The 16689-nt window shown below is 53.2% G+C and carries 16 protein-coding genes, 2 tRNA genes, 1 rRNA gene and 2 pseudogenes; 4 read left to right on the top strand and 17 right to left on the bottom strand.

What is annotated here, in order from left to right:
- Positions 1-29 precede the first annotated feature (29 nt).
- The 3 genes and pseudogenes from rep to HV477_RS28920 all read right to left on the bottom strand — a co-directional run.
- Positions 30-2054, bottom strand: a complete 2025-nt coding sequence (rep, locus tag HV477_RS21025) for a DNA helicase Rep (protein ID WP_001238842.1) — start codon at positions 2052-2054, stop codon at positions 30-32.
- A gap of 99 nt (positions 2055-2153) precedes the next feature.
- Positions 2154-2291: pseudogene (locus tag HV477_RS21020) on the bottom strand (nicotinamide riboside transporter PnuC); the annotation flags it as partial.
- Positions 2243-2398 (bottom strand): annotated as a pseudogene (locus HV477_RS28920) (Crp/Fnr family transcriptional regulator); the annotation flags it as partial. The pseudogenes HV477_RS28920 and HV477_RS21020, both read right to left, overlap by 49 nt.
- A 193-nt stretch (positions 2399-2591) precedes the next feature.
- Between HV477_RS28920 and ppiC the strand changes: the two are divergent.
- Positions 2592-2873 (top strand): peptidylprolyl isomerase PpiC, encoded by a 282-nt coding sequence (gene ppiC, locus HV477_RS21015; RefSeq protein WP_001096806.1) that lies wholly within the window; start codon positions 2592-2594, stop codon positions 2871-2873.
- Between the two features lie 91 nt (positions 2874-2964).
- On the opposite strand, the gene ilvC is transcribed toward ppiC, so the two are convergent.
- Positions 2965-4440 (bottom strand): ketol-acid reductoisomerase, encoded by a 1476-nt coding sequence (ilvC, locus tag HV477_RS21010; RefSeq protein ID WP_023256540.1) that lies wholly within the window; start codon positions 4438-4440, stop codon positions 2965-2967.
- A 164-nt stretch (positions 4441-4604) separates the two neighbouring features.
- Between ilvC and ilvY the strand changes: the two genes are divergently transcribed.
- Positions 4605-5492 carry an HTH-type transcriptional activator IlvY gene (gene ilvY, locus HV477_RS21005; protein WP_000365798.1) on the top strand — a complete coding sequence of 296 codons (888 nt, stop codon included), beginning with the start codon at positions 4605-4607 and terminating at the stop codon, positions 5490-5492.
- Between the two features lie 2 nt (positions 5493-5494).
- Here the strand turns inward: ilvY and HV477_RS21000 are convergent, their stop codons facing one another.
- The 9 genes from HV477_RS21000 to ilvL form a co-directional block, all read right to left on the bottom strand.
- Positions 5495-5836, bottom strand: a complete 342-nt coding sequence (locus HV477_RS21000; RefSeq protein WP_000560824.1) for a helix-turn-helix domain-containing protein — start codon at positions 5834-5836, stop codon at positions 5495-5497.
- On the bottom strand, positions 5833-6150 hold the full coding sequence (locus HV477_RS20995; RefSeq protein ID WP_000535852.1) for a type II toxin-antitoxin system RelE/ParE family toxin: 318 nt from the start codon (positions 6148-6150) through the stop codon (positions 5833-5835). The genes HV477_RS21000 and HV477_RS20995 overlap by 4 nt, the downstream gene beginning before the upstream one ends.
- A gap of 282 nt (positions 6151-6432) precedes the next feature.
- Positions 6433-7977: a threonine ammonia-lyase, biosynthetic gene (gene ilvA, locus HV477_RS20990; RefSeq protein WP_001524959.1), complete on the bottom strand. Its 1545-nt coding sequence runs from the start codon at positions 7975-7977 to the stop codon at positions 6433-6435.
- 2 nt (positions 7978-7979) lie between these two features.
- The gene (gene ilvD / locus HV477_RS20985; RefSeq protein ID WP_079899269.1) at positions 7980-9830 is read right to left on the bottom strand and encodes a dihydroxy-acid dehydratase; all 1851 of its coding nucleotides are present in this window, start codon (positions 9828-9830) and stop codon (positions 7980-7982) included.
- A gap of 159 nt (positions 9831-9989) precedes the next feature.
- Positions 9990-10919: a branched-chain-amino-acid transaminase gene (gene ilvE / locus HV477_RS20980; RefSeq protein ID WP_000208532.1), complete on the bottom strand. Its 930-nt coding sequence runs from the start codon at positions 10917-10919 to the stop codon at positions 9990-9992.
- Between the two features lie 17 nt (positions 10920-10936).
- Entirely contained in the window at positions 10937-11200 is a 264-nt protein-coding gene (ilvM, locus tag HV477_RS20975) for an acetolactate synthase 2 small subunit (protein ID WP_000983260.1), read from the bottom strand.
- Positions 11197-12843: an acetolactate synthase 2 catalytic subunit gene (ilvG, locus tag HV477_RS20970; RefSeq protein WP_023218501.1), complete on the bottom strand. Its 1647-nt coding sequence runs from the start codon at positions 12841-12843 to the stop codon at positions 11197-11199. Before ilvG ends, ilvM begins: the two co-directional genes overlap by 4 nt.
- A gap of 2 nt (positions 12844-12845) precedes the next feature.
- Positions 12846-12896 carry a peptide IlvX gene (gene ilvX, locus HV477_RS28245; protein WP_192930503.1) on the bottom strand — a complete coding sequence of 17 codons (51 nt, stop codon included), beginning with the start codon at positions 12894-12896 and terminating at the stop codon, positions 12846-12848.
- 86 nt (positions 12897-12982) lie between these two features.
- Positions 12983-13081, bottom strand: coding sequence for an ilv operon leader peptide (gene ilvL, locus HV477_RS20965; RefSeq protein WP_001311244.1), 99 nt, complete (start codon positions 13079-13081; stop codon positions 12983-12985).
- A 351-nt stretch (positions 13082-13432) separates the two neighbouring features.
- Between ilvL and HV477_RS20960 the strand changes: the two genes are divergently transcribed.
- Positions 13433-14953 carry a YifB family Mg chelatase-like AAA ATPase gene (locus HV477_RS20960; protein ID WP_000050217.1) on the top strand — a complete coding sequence of 507 codons (1521 nt, stop codon included), beginning with the start codon at positions 13433-13435 and terminating at the stop codon, positions 14951-14953.
- A gap of 24 nt (positions 14954-14977) precedes the next feature.
- On the opposite strand, the gene maoP is transcribed toward HV477_RS20960, so the two are convergent.
- Positions 14978-15316, bottom strand: a complete 339-nt coding sequence (gene maoP / locus HV477_RS20955; RefSeq protein ID WP_000840996.1) for a macrodomain Ori organization protein MaoP — start codon at positions 15314-15316, stop codon at positions 14978-14980.
- Positions 15317-15422: 106 nt separating this feature from the next.
- Here maoP and hdfR point away from each other — a divergent pair, with 106 nt between their 5' ends.
- Positions 15423-16271 carry an HTH-type transcriptional regulator HdfR gene (hdfR, locus tag HV477_RS20950; protein WP_114063873.1) on the top strand — a complete coding sequence of 283 codons (849 nt, stop codon included), beginning with the start codon at positions 15423-15425 and terminating at the stop codon, positions 16269-16271.
- A gap of 101 nt (positions 16272-16372) precedes the next feature.
- On the opposite strand, the gene HV477_RS20945 is transcribed toward hdfR, so the two are convergent.
- The 3 genes from HV477_RS20945 to rrf form a co-directional block, all read right to left on the bottom strand.
- Positions 16373-16448: transfer RNA gene (locus HV477_RS20945), tRNA-Trp, on the bottom strand.
- 8 nt (positions 16449-16456) lie between these two features.
- Positions 16457-16533: transfer RNA gene (locus HV477_RS20940), tRNA-Asp, on the bottom strand.
- A 54-nt stretch (positions 16534-16587) separates the two neighbouring features.
- Positions 16588-16689 (bottom strand): 5S ribosomal RNA (gene rrf / locus HV477_RS20935); the annotation flags it as partial.

Here is a 16689-nt window from a genome sequence, read left to right as displayed (position 1 = left end):
ATTGCCGGATGACGCTTCGCTTATCCGGCCTACGATTTCGCTCGCTTTGCCGCCATCATGGCTTTCAGATTAGCCAGGTGACTTTGCCCTTTTTGCATTCGCTCCTCAGCGCTCACCACTTTGCGCTCCTGCTCCCAGATTAAATCATCCTGCGGCAGTTCTAACAGGAAGCGGCTGGGTTCCGGGCGCACCAGTTCCCCATACTGACGGCGCTCTTTACATAATGTAAAGGTGAGCTCTTTCTGCGCGCGAGTGATCCCGACATAGGCCAGCCGACGCTCTTCCTCAATATTATCCTCGTCAATACTGCTTTGATGCGGCAAAAATCCTTCTTCCATTCCCACCATATAGACATACGGGAATTCCAGTCCTTTCGACGCATGAAGCGTCATCAACTGTACCTGATCCAGCTCTTCTTCGCTCTCGCCACGCTCCATCATATCGCGCAGCGTAAAGCGTGTAACCACCTGGGTGAGCGTCATCGGCTCATCGAGTTCGTTGCCTTCCAGCATCTCAGTCATCCAGCTAAAGAGCTGGTTAACGTTTTTCATACGCATTTCCGCCGCTTTGGGGCTCGGCGAGGTTTCGTACAACCAGGATTCATAGTCAATACCGTGGATGAGATCGCGCACGGCGGCGACAGGCTCGCGTTCGGCCAGACGCTGGATTTCCCCCAGCCAGTGGGTAAAACGCGTCAATGAATCGTAACCACGCCCGGTCAGCTTTTGGCTAAGCCCCATATCAAAGCTGGCGGTAAACAGGCTTTTATTACGCGTCATTGCCCATTCACCCAGCTTTTGCAGAGTAGCCGGACCGATTTCGCGTTTTGGCGTATTCACGATGCGCAGGAAAGCGCTGTCATCATCCGGGTTGGTCAACACCCGCAGATAGGCCAGCAAGTCTTTAATCTCCGGACGGGAGAAGAATGAGGTGCCGCCGGAAATTTTGTACGGAATGCGGTTCTGCATGAGGAATTTTTCAAATACCCGCGACTGATGATTCCCGCGATACAGAATGGCGTAATCCTTGTACTGGGTCTTGTTCACAAAGTGATGGGCAATCAGTTCGCCGGTAACGCGCTCAGCTTCATGCTCTTCATTGTTTGCGCTTAACACTTTGAGTTCCGCGCCGTAACCGAGTTCGGAAAAGAGGCGCTTTTCAAAGACGTGCGGATTATTGGCGATGAGAATATTTGCCGCTTTCAGGATGCGGCCCGAAGAACGATAGTTTTGCTCCAGTTTAATCACCTGCAGCGCCGGAAAGTCCTGGCTCAGTAACACCAGGTTTTGCGGACGCGCCCCGCGCCAGGAGTAGATAGACTGATCGTCATCGCCTACGACCGTAAAGCGCGCGCGTTGCCCGACCAGCAGCTTAACCAACTCATACTGGCTGGTGTTAGTATCCTGATATTCATCCACCAGCAGATAACGAATTTTATTCTGCCAGCGCTCGCGCACCTCGTCATTGCGTTGCAGCAGCAGCGTCGGCAGCAAAATCAAATCATCAAAATCGAGAACGTTACATGCCTTCATATGGGCGTCGTAAAGCCCGTAGCAGTGGGCAAAAATACGATCGCGTTCACCTTTCGCCCCCGCCGCTGCCTGCGCAGGCGTTTTGAGATCGTTTTTCCAGTTGGAGATCGTGGAGATCAGCTGTTGCAACAGAACCTTGTCGTCTTCGATCAGGCCTTCGGTCAGCTCTTTGAGCAAGGCGACCTGGTCGGTATCGTCAAACAATGAAAAGTTCGATTTCATCCCCAGCGCAGCGTACTCGCGCTTAATAATATCCAGCCCTAGCGTATGAAAGGTGGAGATCATCAAACCACGCGCTTCCTTACGGCCGAGCGTCTGCCCGACGCGTTCTTTCATCTCACGCGCTGCCTTGTTGGTAAACGTCACCGCCGCAATATGCCGGGCCTGATAGCCGCATCCGCGGATCAGGTGGGCGATTTTATTGGTAATTACGCGAGTTTTACCAGAACCCGCTCCTGCCAGCACCAGGCAGGGTCCGGTGACGAATTCGACAGCGTGTTGTTGGCCGGGATTTAAACGCATGGGAATAGTGCTCAATCTTCGAACGGGGGAGGGATTGTAGCAGAAAGCGAGGCCCAGAGAAGACCAGGCTGCTTTTTCAGGCAGCCTGGAAAAGGTCAATCAGCAGGCTCTGGCGGCAAGCGGCGTATAGCCATTACGCTGTGCGCTCTTGATCCAACTGAAAGAACCCATTAGCGCGATCGCCGTCAGCAGAACATACTCAAGCGACATCGCATAAACGCCCTGTACTGCATGATTTCCAACGGGCAGTATTTGAGTAATTCATAGAGCACTGGGTCGCGTACGACCTGGCGTAGCCCTAAAAGCCAGTCGTCTGGAAATTCTGCGTTTTTCATTATGTTCATGGTATCTCGCCCCTTGTCAGAAAGGACAGGACCGCCGTCCCGCACATCCGAAATACGCCCGCTAAAAATGCTGCTTATCTCCCGGTTCATTAAATCAGGCGGGACATCTGTCCTGTAATGGCGAAGAGTATATGTCTGACGGCCTAAGGAGTGATAAAGTGACGGCCAATCTTTGCGACGTGAGAACACAATAATGGCAAAAATGGCAGCAGCACTGCATATTCTTGTAAAAGAAGAGAAACTGGCTTTAGATCTTCTGGAGCAAATTAAAAACGGCGGCGATTTTGAGAAGCTGGCGAAGAAGCATTCTATCTGCCCATCCGGTAAAAAAGGCGGTCATTTAGGCGAATTTCGTCAGGGCCAGATGGTTCCGGCATTCGATAAAGTAGTCTTTTCCTGCCCGGTACTGGAGCCAACCGGCCCGCTGCATACCCAGTTCGGTTACCACATCATTAAGGTATTGTATCGTAAATAAAAAGCCGGGTGGCGGCTACGCCTTACCCGGCCTACATCGTCTGCTTGATTTTGTAGGTCAGGTAAGCGCTAGCGCCCCCCGACAAGGTATATCAACCCGCTACCGCAATACGCTTCATATCCGTCATATAGCCGCGCAGTTTCTTACCTACCTGCTCAATCGCATGACTACGAATCGCGTCGTTCACGTCGCGAAGCTGTGCGTTGTCTACCGCGCCTTCCGGGATAGCACTACCCAGATCGCCCGGTTGCAATTCCGCCATAAACGGTTTCAGCAGCGGTACGCAAGCGTAAGAGAACAGGTAGTTACCGTATTCTGCGGTATCAGAGATAACCACGTTCATTTCGTACAGACGCTTACGGGCGATGGTGTTGGCGATCAGCGGCAGCTCGTGCAGTGATTCGTAGTAAGCGGATTCTTCGATGATGCCGGAATCCACCATAGTTTCGAACGCCAACTCAACGCCCGCTTTCACCATCGCGATCATCAGCACGCCTTTATCAAAGTACTCCTGCTCGCCGATTTTGCCTTCATACTGCGGCGCGGTTTCGAACGCGGTTTTGCCGGTCTCTTCACGCCAGGTCAGCAGTTTCTTATCGTCGTTAGCCCAGTCATCCATCATGCCGGAAGAGAATTCGCCGGAGATGATGTCATCCATGTGTTTCTGGAACAGCGGCGCCATGATCTCTTTCAGCTGTTCGGACAGCGCGTAAGCACGCAGTTTCGCCGGGTTAGACAGACGGTCCATCATCAGGGTGATGCCGCCCTGCTTCAGCGCTTCGGTGATGGTTTCCCAGCCGAACTGAATCAGTTTTTCCGCGTATGCCGGGTCGGTGCCTTCTGCCACCAGCTTGTCGAAGCACAGCAGAGAACCGGCCTGCAACATACCGCACAGGATGGTCTGCTCGCCCATCAGGTCAGATTTCACTTCTGCAACGAAAGAAGATTCCAGTACGCCCGCACGGTGACCGCCGGTGGCCGCCGCCCAGGCTTTAGCAATCGCCATACCTTCGCCTTTCGGGTCGTTTTCCGGGTGAACGGCGATCAGCGTCGGCACGCCGAAACCACGTTTGTATTCTTCACGCACTTCGGTACCCGGACACTTCGGTGCCACCATCACCACGGTGATGTCTTTACGGATCTGCTCGCCCACTTCCACGATGTTGAAGCCGTGGGAGTAGCCCAGCGCTGCGCCGTCTTTCATCAGCGGCTGTACAGAACGTACAACGTCGGAGTGCTGTTTGTCCGGCGTCAGGTTAACCACCAGGTCAGCCTGCGGGATCAGCTCTTCGTAGGTGCCTACTTTGAAGCCGTTTTCGGTCGCTTTACGCCAGGAGGCGCGCTTCTCAGCAATAGCTTCTTTACGCAGGGCGTAGGAAATATCCAGACCGGAGTCACGCATGTTCAGGCCCTGGTTCAGCCCCTGAGCGCCACAGCCGACGATGACCACTTTTTTACCCTGCAGGTAGCTCGCGCCGTCGGCGAATTCGTCGCGGCCCATAAAGCGACATTTACCCAGCTGCGCCAGCTGCTGGCGCAGATTCAGTGTATTAAAGTAGTTAGCCATGATGGTGTACTCCGTGATGTTGTGTTGTCGCGCTTATTGTTCGGTTTACAGATTGCTATCTGTGCGAATGAACCCACATTACAACAGGAAATTTATTGCGGAAATTGATATATTCACAACGTTATGTTGCGGTTTATGCAACGTCAAAAACCGGAGGTCTGTCTGTGGATTTACGCGATCTAAAAACCTTCCTGCATCTGGCGGAAAGCCGCCACTTTGGCCGCAGCGCGCGGGCGATGCACGTCAGCCCCTCCACGCTCTCCCGGCAGATCCAGCGGCTGGAAGAAGATCTCGGCCAGCCGCTGTTTGTGCGTGATAACCGCACCGTCACGCTGACCGAAGCGGGTGAAGAGCTGCGAGTGTTTGCCCAACAGACACTTTTGCAATATCAGCAGTTGCGCCATACCCTCGATCAGCAGGGGCCGTCCCTTTCCGGCGAACTCCATATCTTCTGTTCAGTGACCGCGGCATACAGTCATCTGCCGCCGATCCTAGACCGTTTTCGCGCCGAACACCCTTCTGTTGAAATCAAATTGACGACCGGAGACGCCGCCGATGCGATGGAAAAGGTGGTAACGGGAGAAGCGGACCTGGCAATCGCCGGCAAACCAGAAACGCTACCGGGCGCAGTGGCGTTTTCGATGCTGGAAAATCTGGCGGTGGTGCTGATCGCCCCGGCGCTGCCCTGCCCGGTGCGCAATCAGGTTTCGGTTGATAAGCCCGACTGGTCGACGGTGCCATTTATCATGGCCGATCAGGGGCCGGTACGCCGCCGTATTGAGCTGTGGTTTCGCCGCCATAAAATCAGCAATCCGCAGATTTACGCCACCGTCGGCGGTCACGAAGCGATGGTCTCAATGGTGGCGCTGGGCTGCGGCGTGGCGCTGCTGCCGGAAGTGGTGCTGGAAAACAGCCCGGAGCCAGTGCGCAACCGGGTGATGATTTTAGAACGCAGCGATGAAAAAACGCCGTTTGAACTTGGCGTCTGCGCGCAAAAAAAGCGGCTGCATGAGCCGCTAATTGATGCGTTCTGGAAGATTTTACCGAATTAGTTTTACGGCCCTACCATTACCCGAACAGGCTTCCCAATACGGCTAAGCATATTCACCAGAGCATCAATGGTGAATTTGCTGCATTTCTTGTTGACGACATCCGAAACGCGCGGTCGGGATATATGCAAAACTGTAGCAACCTCGGCTTGCTTCATCTGGTTTTGCGTAATCCAGAGGGTAATTTCTTCCATTAGCTGTTGTTTAATGGCTAACGTGTTTTCGATTTCATTCAGGGAATCAGCGTAAAACTTTTCTGCGTCCTGCTTATGAAACCCCAAATCAGCAAAAACATTACCGCCAGATGGCGTCACATGGCGAATATCACTATCAGTTTTGGCAATCACAAGCTGTTTCTCCGTTGTTGCACCACCCGGTTATAACGCGTTCTGGCGATGTTTTTATCATGCTGACTGGTTTGTTGCGTCTGTTTTTGGAAACTATGCAAAACGTAGAGTGCTTCTTCAAACTTAGCGACATACATAACGCGATAGATACCATTGTTGTCACGAATACGAATTTCATTTACCCCAGCCCCAATTTCTGAAAACGGTTTCCAGTCATCGGGTTCAATTCCATACTGAATTTTGTGAAGCTGATAACCGACTGCTTTACGTACCGTTATGGGAAAAGCCAGGAGATCCTCCAGAGAAGATCCCACTCATCGAATTTCTTTTTCATTGGAGAGAGCTCGGGTGAGTAACATAACATCCTTGCGTATAAAATTTTATACATTGTTTTTAGCAGGTGCAAGTGATGGCGGTGCTAACGATATGGTGAGCCGAGTTTCACCACAAGCAGATTGGGCGCCTTCTGGAAAACGTCTCGCAAAATGAAATGAGTGGATGCTCCGGGCTGGCAGAAAAGCCCAATAACTGAGGGAAGATAATATCTGGATATCAGGCCCACTTTACTTTGTGGGCCCGAAAAACTAAACGCTGAATTAACCCGCCAGAAAGAACCGGAACGCCGGGTTATTGCTCTCATCATGGCATTCATAGCCCAGCTCATGCAGCCGGGTTTCGAAATCCGGCTCATGATCGCCTAACTCGAACGCCGCCAGCACGCGGCCATAATCGGTACCGTGGCTACGGTAATGGAATAGCGAAATATTCCAGTGCGTGCCAAGCGTATGCAGGAATTTGAGCAACGCGCCGGGCGACTCCGGAAATTCGAAACTATACAAACGCTCCTGTAATGGCTTGGAGGGGCGTCCGCCGACCATATAGCGCACATGCAGCTTCGCCATTTCATCGTCGGAGAGATCCACTACGCTATAACCGCCGTCGCACAGTTGGGTGATAATCTCTTTTCGCTCCTCCAGCCCCTGACTGACGCGTACGCCAACAAAAATACAGGCATTTTTCGCGTCGGCAAAACGGTAGTTAAATTCGGTGACCATACGCCCGCCAAGCAACTGGCAGAATTTGAGAAAGCTCCCCTTTTCTTCCGGAATGGTCACCGCCAGTAACGCTTCGCGCTGTTCCCCCAGCTCGCAGCGTTCAGACACATAGCGCAAGCCGTGGAAGTTGACGTTGGCGCCGGAAAGGACGTGCGCCAGGCGTTCGCCGCGAATATTGTGCTGGGCGATATATTTCTTCATCCCCGCCAGCGCCAGCGCGCCGGACGGCTCCGCCACCGCACGCACATCTTCAAACAGATCTTTCATCGCCGCGCAGATAGCGTCGCTATCCACGGTGACAATATCATCAAGGTATTCCTGACACAGCCGGAACGTTTCGTCGCCGATGCGTTTTACCGCTACGCCTTCAGCAAACAACCCAACGCGCGGGAGATCCACTGGATGACCGGCTTCCAACGCCGCTTTCAGGCAGGCGGAATCCTCCGCTTCGACGGCGATAACTTTGATTTGCGGCATCAATTGTTTGATCAGTACTGCTACGCCCGCCGCCAGGCCGCCGCCGCCAACCGGCACAAAGACACGATCGAGATGCGAATCCTGCTGAAGCAGTTCCAGCGCCAGCGTGCCCTGCCCGGCGATCACCATTGGGTGATCAAACGGCGGCACCCAGGTAAAACCCTGCTGCTGCGCCAGTTCAATAGCTTTCGCTTTCGCTTCATCAAAATTAGCGCCGTGCAACAGCACTTCGCCGCCAAAACCGCGTACCGCATCGACTTTAATATCCGCCGTTGCTTTTGGCATGACGATCAGCGACTTCACGCCAAGCCGCGCGGAGGAGAACGCCACGCCCTGCGCATGATTGCCCGCCGACGCGGTAATCACGCCGTGGGCTTTTTGTTCTTCGGTCAATCCGGCCATCATCGCGTAAGCGCCGCGCAGCTTAAAGCTATGTACCGGCTGCCGGTCTTCGCGTTTGACGAGAATAACGTTGTCCAGACGTGACGAGAGCTTTTCCATTTTTTGCAGCGGCGTCACCTGCGCCGCTTCGTATACTGGCGCGCGTAGCACCGCGCGCAGATACTCCGCCCCTTCCGGCGCGACTGACAGTGGTTGAGATTCCGCCATCATCAACCTCCCAGTTTCGATTTATCGCGCACCGCGCCTTTATCGGCGCTGGTCGCCAGGCTGGCGTAGGCACGCAGGGCAAACGAAACCTGACGCTGACGATTTTTCGGCGTCCAGGCTTTGTCGCCACGAGCTTCCTGCGCCTCGCGGCGTGCGGCGATTTCAGCCTCACTCAACTGCAACTGAATGCTGCGGTTCGGGATATCAATCGCAATAGTGTCGCCATCGTCAATCAACGCAATAGTGCCGCCGCTGGCCGCTTCCGGCGAAACGTGGCCAATAGAGAGACCGGAAGTCCCGCCGGAAAAACGCCCATCGGTGATGAGCGCGCAGGCTTTGCCCAGCCCCATCGACTTCAGGAAACTGGTCGGATAGAGCATTTCCTGCATTCCCGGCCCGCCTTTCGGCCCTTCGTAGCGGATCACGACTACATCGCCTTCCACTACTTTGCCGCCGAGAATCGCCTCTACCGCCTCATCCTGACTTTCATACACTTTCGCCGGGCCGGTGAATTTAAGGATGCTGTCATCGACGCCCGCGGTTTTAACGATGCAGCCGTTTTCGGCGAAGTTGCCATACAGCACCGCCAGACCGCCGTCTTTGCTATAGGCATATTCCAGCGAGCGGATGCAACCCGCTGCGCGGTCGTCATCCAGCGAATCCCAGCGACAATCCTGCGAGAACGCCTGAGTAGTACGGATACCGGCAGGGCCAGCACGGAACATTTTTTTAACCGCTTCGTCCTGCGTAACCGTGATGTCGTACTGTTCCAGCGTTTGCGGCAGCGTCAGGCCTAATACGTTTTTCACGTTGCGGTTCAGCAGCCCGGCGCGATCCAGCTCGCCTAAAATACCCAGCACACCGCCGGCACGGTGAACATCTTCCATATGGTATTTCTGGGTACTTGGCGCCACTTTACACAGCTGCGGCACCTTGCGGGACAGCTTGTCGATATCACTCATGGTGAAGTCGATTTCCGCTTCCTGCGCCGCCGCCAGCAGGTGAAGAACGGTGTTGGTCGAACCGCCCATCGCGATATCCAGCGTCATCGCGTTTTCAAACGCGGCTTTGCTGGCGATGTTACGCGGCAGTGCACTTTCGTCGTTTTGCTCGTAATAGCGTTTAGTCAGTTCAACAATCCGCTTACCGGCATTGAGGAACAACTGCTTACGGTCAGCGTGAGTTGCCAGCAGCGAGCCGTTGCCCGGCTGCGACAGGCCCAGCGCTTCGGTCAGGCAATTCATGGAGTTAGCGGTAAACATGCCGGAGCAGGAGCCGCAGGTTGGACAGGCGGAGCGTTCAACCTGGTTACTTTGATCGTCAGAGACTTTCGGGTCCGCTCCCTGAATCATGGCATCAACCAGATCCAGCTTGATAATTTTGTCTGAAAGCTTGGTTTTCCCGGCTTCCATCGGGCCGCCGGAGACAAAGATCACCGGAATATTCAGGCGCAGCGAGGCCATGAGCATCCCTGGGGTGATTTTGTCGCAGTTGGAGATACACACCATCGCGTCAGCGCAGTGAGCGTTCACCATGTACTCAACGGAGTCGGCGATCAGCTCGCGCGACGGCAGTGAATAGAGCATACCCCCGTGCCCCATGGCAATCCCGTCATCCACGGCAATAGTGTTGAACTCTTTCGCCACCCCGCCGGAAGCTTCAATCTGTTCGGCGACCAGCTTACCGAGATCGCGCAGATGAACGTGACCCGGCACAAACTGAGTGAATGAGTTCACCACGGCGATAATCGGTTTGCCAAAATCACTGTCGGTCATTCCGGTGGCGCGCCACAGCGCGCGGGCACCCGCCATATTACGACCATGGGTGGTGGTGGCGGAACGGTACTTAGGCATGCTTTATTTACTCCCCATCTTTTCCCTTCATACTTCACGCCACAGGTGCGTTGGCTGCCTCACTCACCCCAGTCACTTACTACAGTAAGCCCTGGGGATTCGCTGCGTTACCGCCTTCCTGTGACGCAAATTATTTTGGGAAAATATTAATTTTATTTATTATGAATTTACCGGATCCAACCAGCCCCATTTATCCTCGGTTTCTCCAGTGAAGAGACCAAAGAAGGCTTGTTGAATACGCTTGGTAACAGGGCCGCAACGGCCTTCGCCTACCTGGATACCATCAACGCTGCGTACCGGAGTAATTTCTGCCGCGGTTCCGGACATAAACACTTCGTCGGCCAGATACAGCGATTCACGGGACAGCACCTGCTCGCGCACTTCAATACCCAGCTCTTTCGCCAGTTTGATGATCGCGTCGCGAGTAATGCCTGGCAGCGCGGAAGAGGTAAACGGCGGAGTAAACAGCACGCCATCTTTTACCTCAAACAGGTTTTCACCTGCGCCTTCGGAGATATAGCCGTTTACATCCAGGGCGATGCCTTCCTGATAGCCGTGGCGGCGCGCTTCGCTACCCACCAGCAGTGAAGAGAGGTAGTTACCGCCCGCTTTCGCAGCGGTTGGAATGGTGTTCGGCGCAGCGCGATTCCAGGAAGAAACCATCGCATCGATCCCCTGATCCAGCGCTTCGGCGCCCAGGTATGCCCCCCACGGGAACGCGGCGATGATGACGTCAGTGGTGTATCCCGGGGGCGGGTTAACGCCCATACCGACATCGCCGACAAATACCAACGGACGGATATAGGCGCTGGTCAGGTTGTTTTTGCGGATCACTTCGCGGCAGGCTTCCATCAGCTCATCAATACTCTGGGAAACCGGAAAACGATAAATTTTTGCTGAGTCGCGCAGGCGCTGCATATGTTCACGATGACGAAACACTACCGGGCCTTTGTGAGAGTCGTAGCACCGAATCCCTTCAAATACCGACGTACCGTAGTGCAGCGCGTGAGACATTACGTGAACCTTCGCGTCTTCCCAGCGCACCATCTCGCCATTGAACCAAATGTAATCAGCTTTTTTCGTCGTCATTTTTCTTCCTTTTGCGCTCAGGCGCGGATTTGTTGTGATGTGGCAGCGCTCTGGCAGATCGCGACATGCGCAACATCTACCAGTTTACTTAACTGACTAAACAGTAAGTCGACCGACCGGGGACTGGCAACGGTCAATTCAATATTTATATTCTGCGCATCGGTCGCGGCTTCCATATTCATGGAGCACACCTGAAAACCACGATGGCGCACCACGCGTAAAACACGTTCTAAGGTTTCTGGATTAAAGCGTGCCGATACATTGACCTGATGTTGCATCATGATAATTTCTCCAGCATTTCAGAGTTACTGGCGCCAGGCGGCACCAACGGCCAGACATTTTCAAGTTCGTCGATTGAGACGTGAAGCAGGTACGGCCCTTCGCTTGCCAACATCGTGTCGAGTGCCGCTTCAACCTGGTCTTTACGAGTAATGTGCTGGCCTGGAATGCCGAAGGCGCTGGCCAGCATGAGGAAATCGGGGTTATCGGTCAGGGTGGTTTCGCTATATCGCTCCTGGAAAAACAGTTGCTGCCATTGTCGAACCATCCCTAACCGCTGGTTGTCGAGTAAGACTATCTTCAACGGTAACTGCTTGCGTTTTACGGTGCCCAACTCCTGAACATTCATCATGAAGGAGCCGTCACCGGAGATACAGATAACGGTATCATTCGGTCGCGCTACCTGCGCGCCAACGGCCGCCGGTAAGCCGAATCCCATCGTCCCCAGACCGCTGGAGGTGATGAAGTTCTCCGGGCGGGTGTAAGTCATATGCTGGGCTGACCACATCTGATGCTGCCCCACATCCGTCGTCACCACGCTGTCTGCGGGTTTGCGTTCCGACAATTGCTTCAACAACAACGGCGCATAGATAGTCTCGCCAGGATGGTCATAGCGCCAGGCGTGTTCTGCGCGCAGCTCTGCACAGGACTGACGCCATGCGTCGATCTTCAGCGGTTGCTGTAATGCCGACAACAGCGAATTTAAATCGCCCTGCAACGCGACGTGTGCCTGACGCAGTTTGTTCATTTCCGCCGGGTCTATATCCATATGGATCACGCTGGCGTTCGGCGCAAACGTATTCAGCTTACCGGTCACCCGGTCATCAAAACGTGCACCCACTGCGATCAGTAAATCACACTCTTGCACCGCGAAATTAGCCGCTTTAGTACCGTGCATTCCCAGCATGCCCAGATAGTACGGATAATCAGCTTCAACAGCCCCCAGCCCTTTCAGCGTGCAGGTTACTGGCATTTGCGTTACCGCGATAAATTTACGCAGCGCCGGAACTGCCTGCGCCATACCAACACCACCGCCGACGTACAGCATGGGTTTTTTCGCCTGTTCCAGCATCTGGCGCGCCTGTTCAACATCAGCCTGCGGGAAGGTCGCTTCGTTAGCAACGGTAGTAAACCAGGGTTCCAGCTCACCGCTGGCCAACTGGATATCTTTCGGGATATCCACCAGAACCGGGCCAGGACGGCCAGCGTTGGCGACTTCAAAAGCCTCAGCCATGATACGAGGCAGCTCTGCCAGCGACTGCACCAGGAAGCTGTGTTTGGTACAAGCCAGCGACAGGCCTAACACATCTACCTCCTGAAACGCATCGGTGCCGATGAACGGGGCGGAAACCTGCCCCGTGATCGCGACGACGGGGACCGAATCTAACAACGCATCCGCCAGGCCAGTGATCAGGTTAGTGGCGCCAGGGCCCGAGGTGGCGATACAAACACCGGTTTTGCCGGTAGAACGGGCATAACCGATTGCCGCCATTGCGGCACCCTGCTCGTGTCGGCACAACAAATGCTCCACACCACCGTCATACAACGCGTCGTAAACCGGCATAATTGCGCCGCCAGGATAACCAAATACGGTTTTCACCCCCTGCGCTCGCAAAGCATGTACCACCCACTGTGCCCCGTTCATAGTTACATCCCCGTCGTAAATCTTGAGAAACAGAATTTTATGCTGTTATTCACGCTCTGCTCCTCGCTTAAGTTTTTCAGGCCAAAAAAAACCCCCGGACCTTTCGGTGCGGGGGTCTTAGTTCGTTAAGGCTTGATTTCTAAGCCTTTCCTCGTCCAAGTGCAGCCCCGCACGGTGGGATAATAATCACCACCACGCTAATCACGACCAGGCTAATCACTCGTAGAAGGGCTGTCATTTTTGTCTATTCTTGCATCTTGTTCGAAGGAATACCTAAAGAGTTACCATAGGTTTTGCCAATAGCACAAGATATTTTTTTAACCACGTTTCAGATAATGCAGGTGAATGCCTAAAAGGGCTTTGTTTTTTATAAGAAAAATTAGCAACTGAAAAATTTTCACGTTTTCCTCCCCCTTTTGGTGCGCTTTACACCCTGTTTTCCTTCTTTTCGCTTCTGTGAGCGTTCTTCCAGTTTGATGTTTCTTACCTGAAAATGACGCCAAAATTCAGGAATCAGCCGCTAAAAAACAAAAAGTCAGTAATTCGATTTTCTCTTCTATTCCGCATAATCCACGTAACAGGAGGGATTATGTCACTGGCGATTGTTCATACTCGCGCCGCACTTGGCGTCAATGCGCCGCCTATCACTATAGAGGTGCATATCAGTAATGGATTACCGGGATTAACCATGGTTGGCCTACCGGAAACCACGGTAAAAGAGGCGCGTGACCGGGTACGTAGTGCGATTATTAATAGCGGATATGAATTTCCGGCTAAAAAAATAACCATTAACCTTGCTCCAGCCGATCTACCGAAAGAAGGCGGAAGGTATGACCTGCCTATTGCTGTTGCGCTTCTGGCCGCGTCTGAGCAGCTTACAGCGTCGAATCTTGAGGCATATGAGCTGGTGGGTGAGTTAGCGCTTACAGGCGCATTACGCGGCGTTCCTGGCGCAATATCAAGTGCAACGGAAGCCATCAGGGCCGGCAGAAATATTATCGTCGCAACAGAGAACGCGGCGGAGGTTGGGCTTATCAGCAAAGAAGGATGTTTTATCGCCGATCATCTACAAACCGTCTGCGCCTTTCTGGAAGGGAAACACGCCCTGGAAAGACCTTTAGCTCAGGATATGGCATCGCCTACCGCAACTGCCGATCTTCGCGATGTGATCGGTCAGGAGCAGGGTAAACGCGGCCTGGAGATTACAGCGGCAGGGGGACATAATCTGCTATTGATCGGCCCGCCGGGTACGGGTAAAACCATGCTGGCCAGTCGACTGAGCGGGATTCTTCCACCATTAAGCAATGAAGAGGCGTTGGAAAGCGCCGCGATCCTCAGTCTGGTTAATGCCGATACGGTACAAAAACGATGGCAGCAACGTCCCTTTCGCTCACCTCATCATAGCGCCTCGCTTACTGCTATGGTCGGCGGCGGCGCAATACCCGCCCCGGGAGAGATATCGCTGGCGCACAACGGAATTTTGTTCCTTGATGAATTGCCTGAATTTGAGCGACGCACACTGGATGCGCTACGTGAACCTATAGAATCCGGTCAAATTCATTTATCCCGTACCAGAGCGAAAATAACGTACCCTGCCAGGTTCCAGTTAATCGCCGCAATGAATCCCAGCCCGACCGGACATTATCAGGGAAACCATAATCGCTGCACGCCAGAACAGACACTACGTTACCTTAATCGGTTGTCAGGCCCGTTTCTTGATCGTTTTGACCTTTCGCTTGAGGTACCGCTTCCACCGCCCGGGATTCTTAGCCAACACGCCTCAAAGGGTGAGAGCAGCGCTACGGTAAAAAAGCGGGTCATCGCCGCCCATGAACGGCAGTACCGACGCCAGAAGAAGTTAAACGCGCGTCTGGAGGGTCGCGAAATCCAAAAATATTGTGTTTTGCATCACGATGACGCTCGCTGGCTTGAAGACACGCTGGTGCATCTTGGGTTATCCATTCGCGCCTGGCAGCGTTTACTAAAAGTGGCCAGAACCATTGCCGACATAGAACTGGCTGACCAGATCTCGCGTCAGCATTTGCAGGAGGCGGTAAGCTATCGGGCGATAGACAGGTTGTTAATTCATTTGCAAAAGCTGTTGGCGTAAAAAAAGGGCATTACGCCCTTTTTATTAATCATCAGCTTCGGTGTAGTCTTCTGCGCCTTCAACTTGCGGCTTGCCGCCAGACAAGGTGTGGAAGCGTTTTGGACGCTTGATACGCGTCATATACTTGGACCAGACGCGTTCTGCATCCGTTACCGGCTCGCGTTCACCGCGACATACCGCTACAAACAGCTTCTCTTCTTCAGTCACAGGCTCACGCTTGCCAAGATCCAGATCATTAAAGGCATGACCATGACGCTCAAGCAGTTGTGCCTCTTTAATCGTGAAATCACCGTGACGAGAGAATCCACGTGGATAATGTTTATTGTCAAAATATCGATTAGTCGTCGTAAAGCTTTCCGCCATCCTGCACGCTCCTAATTCTTTGTCTGAGCTATTTATGGCGCGGAGTATTAGTTACGCTTGACAGAGTGTAAAACAAAACATTTAAATCATAACGACAAATAATTTTGTGGAGAGCACAGTGGATACGGAATTGTTAAAAACTTTCCTGGAAGTTAGCCGGACACGCCATTTCGGGCGGGCCGCAGAAGCACTTTACCTGACGCAATCCGCGGTGAGCTTTCGTATCAGGCAACTGGAGAATCAACTGGGCGTAAACCTTTTTACGCGACACAGAAACAATATCCGTTTAACCACGGCTGGCGAAAAACTTTTACCGTATGCGGAAACGCTGATGAATACGTGGCAGGCGGCACGTAAAGAGGTGGCGCATACCTCACGCCATAACGAGTTTTCCATCGGCGCCAGCGCGTCTTTATGGGAGTGTATGCTTAACGCCTGGCTGGGGCGACTGTACCAACTACAGGAGCCGCAAAGCGGCCTGCAATTCGAAGCCAGAATCGCTCAACGGCAATCGCTTGTGAAGCAACTTCATGAACGCCAGCTTGATCTCCTCATTACTACCGAAGCGCCCAAAATGGATGAGTTCAGCAGTCAGCTGTTAGGGCACTTCACTTTGGCGTTATATTGCAGCAGCCCTACCCGTAAGAAATCAGAACTCAATTATCTGCGGCTGGAGTGGGGACCAGACTTCCAACAGCATGAAACCGGGCTGATCGCAGCAGATGAAGTGCCGGTATTAACAACCAGCTCAGCCGAACTCGCCCGACAGCAGCTTAGCGCATTAAATGGCTGTAGCTGGCTTCCTGTAAACTGGGCAAATGAAAAGGGCGGATTACATACCGTTGCCGACAGCGCAACGCTTTCACGGCCGCTATACGCCATTTGGCTGCAAAACAGCGATAAATACTCGCTGATCTGCGATCTGTTAAAAACGGATGTGCTGGATGAACAATGAAAATGATGAAAAGAAAAAGAAGGGAACTTACGATTACCTGACCAGATAATCAGGTAATTTCAGGCAAAAAAAAATCCTTAGCAGATGCTAAGGATTATTTCTGGCAGGGGCGGAGAGACTCGAACTCCCAACACCCGGTTTTGGAGACCGGTGCTCTACCAATTGAACTACGCCCCTAATTAGGGTGGCGGAACGGACGGGACTCGAACCCGCGACCCCCTGCGTGACAGGCAGGTATTCTAACCAACTGAACTACCGCTCCACCGAATTCTTTTACAACCACTGATTTTTACATCAGTTTACTGCTTAATTTGATGCCTGGCAGTTCCCTACTCTCGCATGGGGAGACCCCACACTACCATCGGCGCTACGGCGTTTCACTTCTGAGTTCGGCATGGGGTCAGGTGGGACCACCGCG

This window comes from Salmonella sp. SG203 (assembly GCF_013350575.1).
Classification (GTDB): domain Bacteria; phylum Pseudomonadota; class Gammaproteobacteria; order Enterobacterales; family Enterobacteriaceae; genus Salmonella; species Salmonella enterica.
The sequence above is the reverse complement of the archived record's forward strand: the minus strand, read 5'-3'. Positions and strand labels throughout refer to the sequence as shown.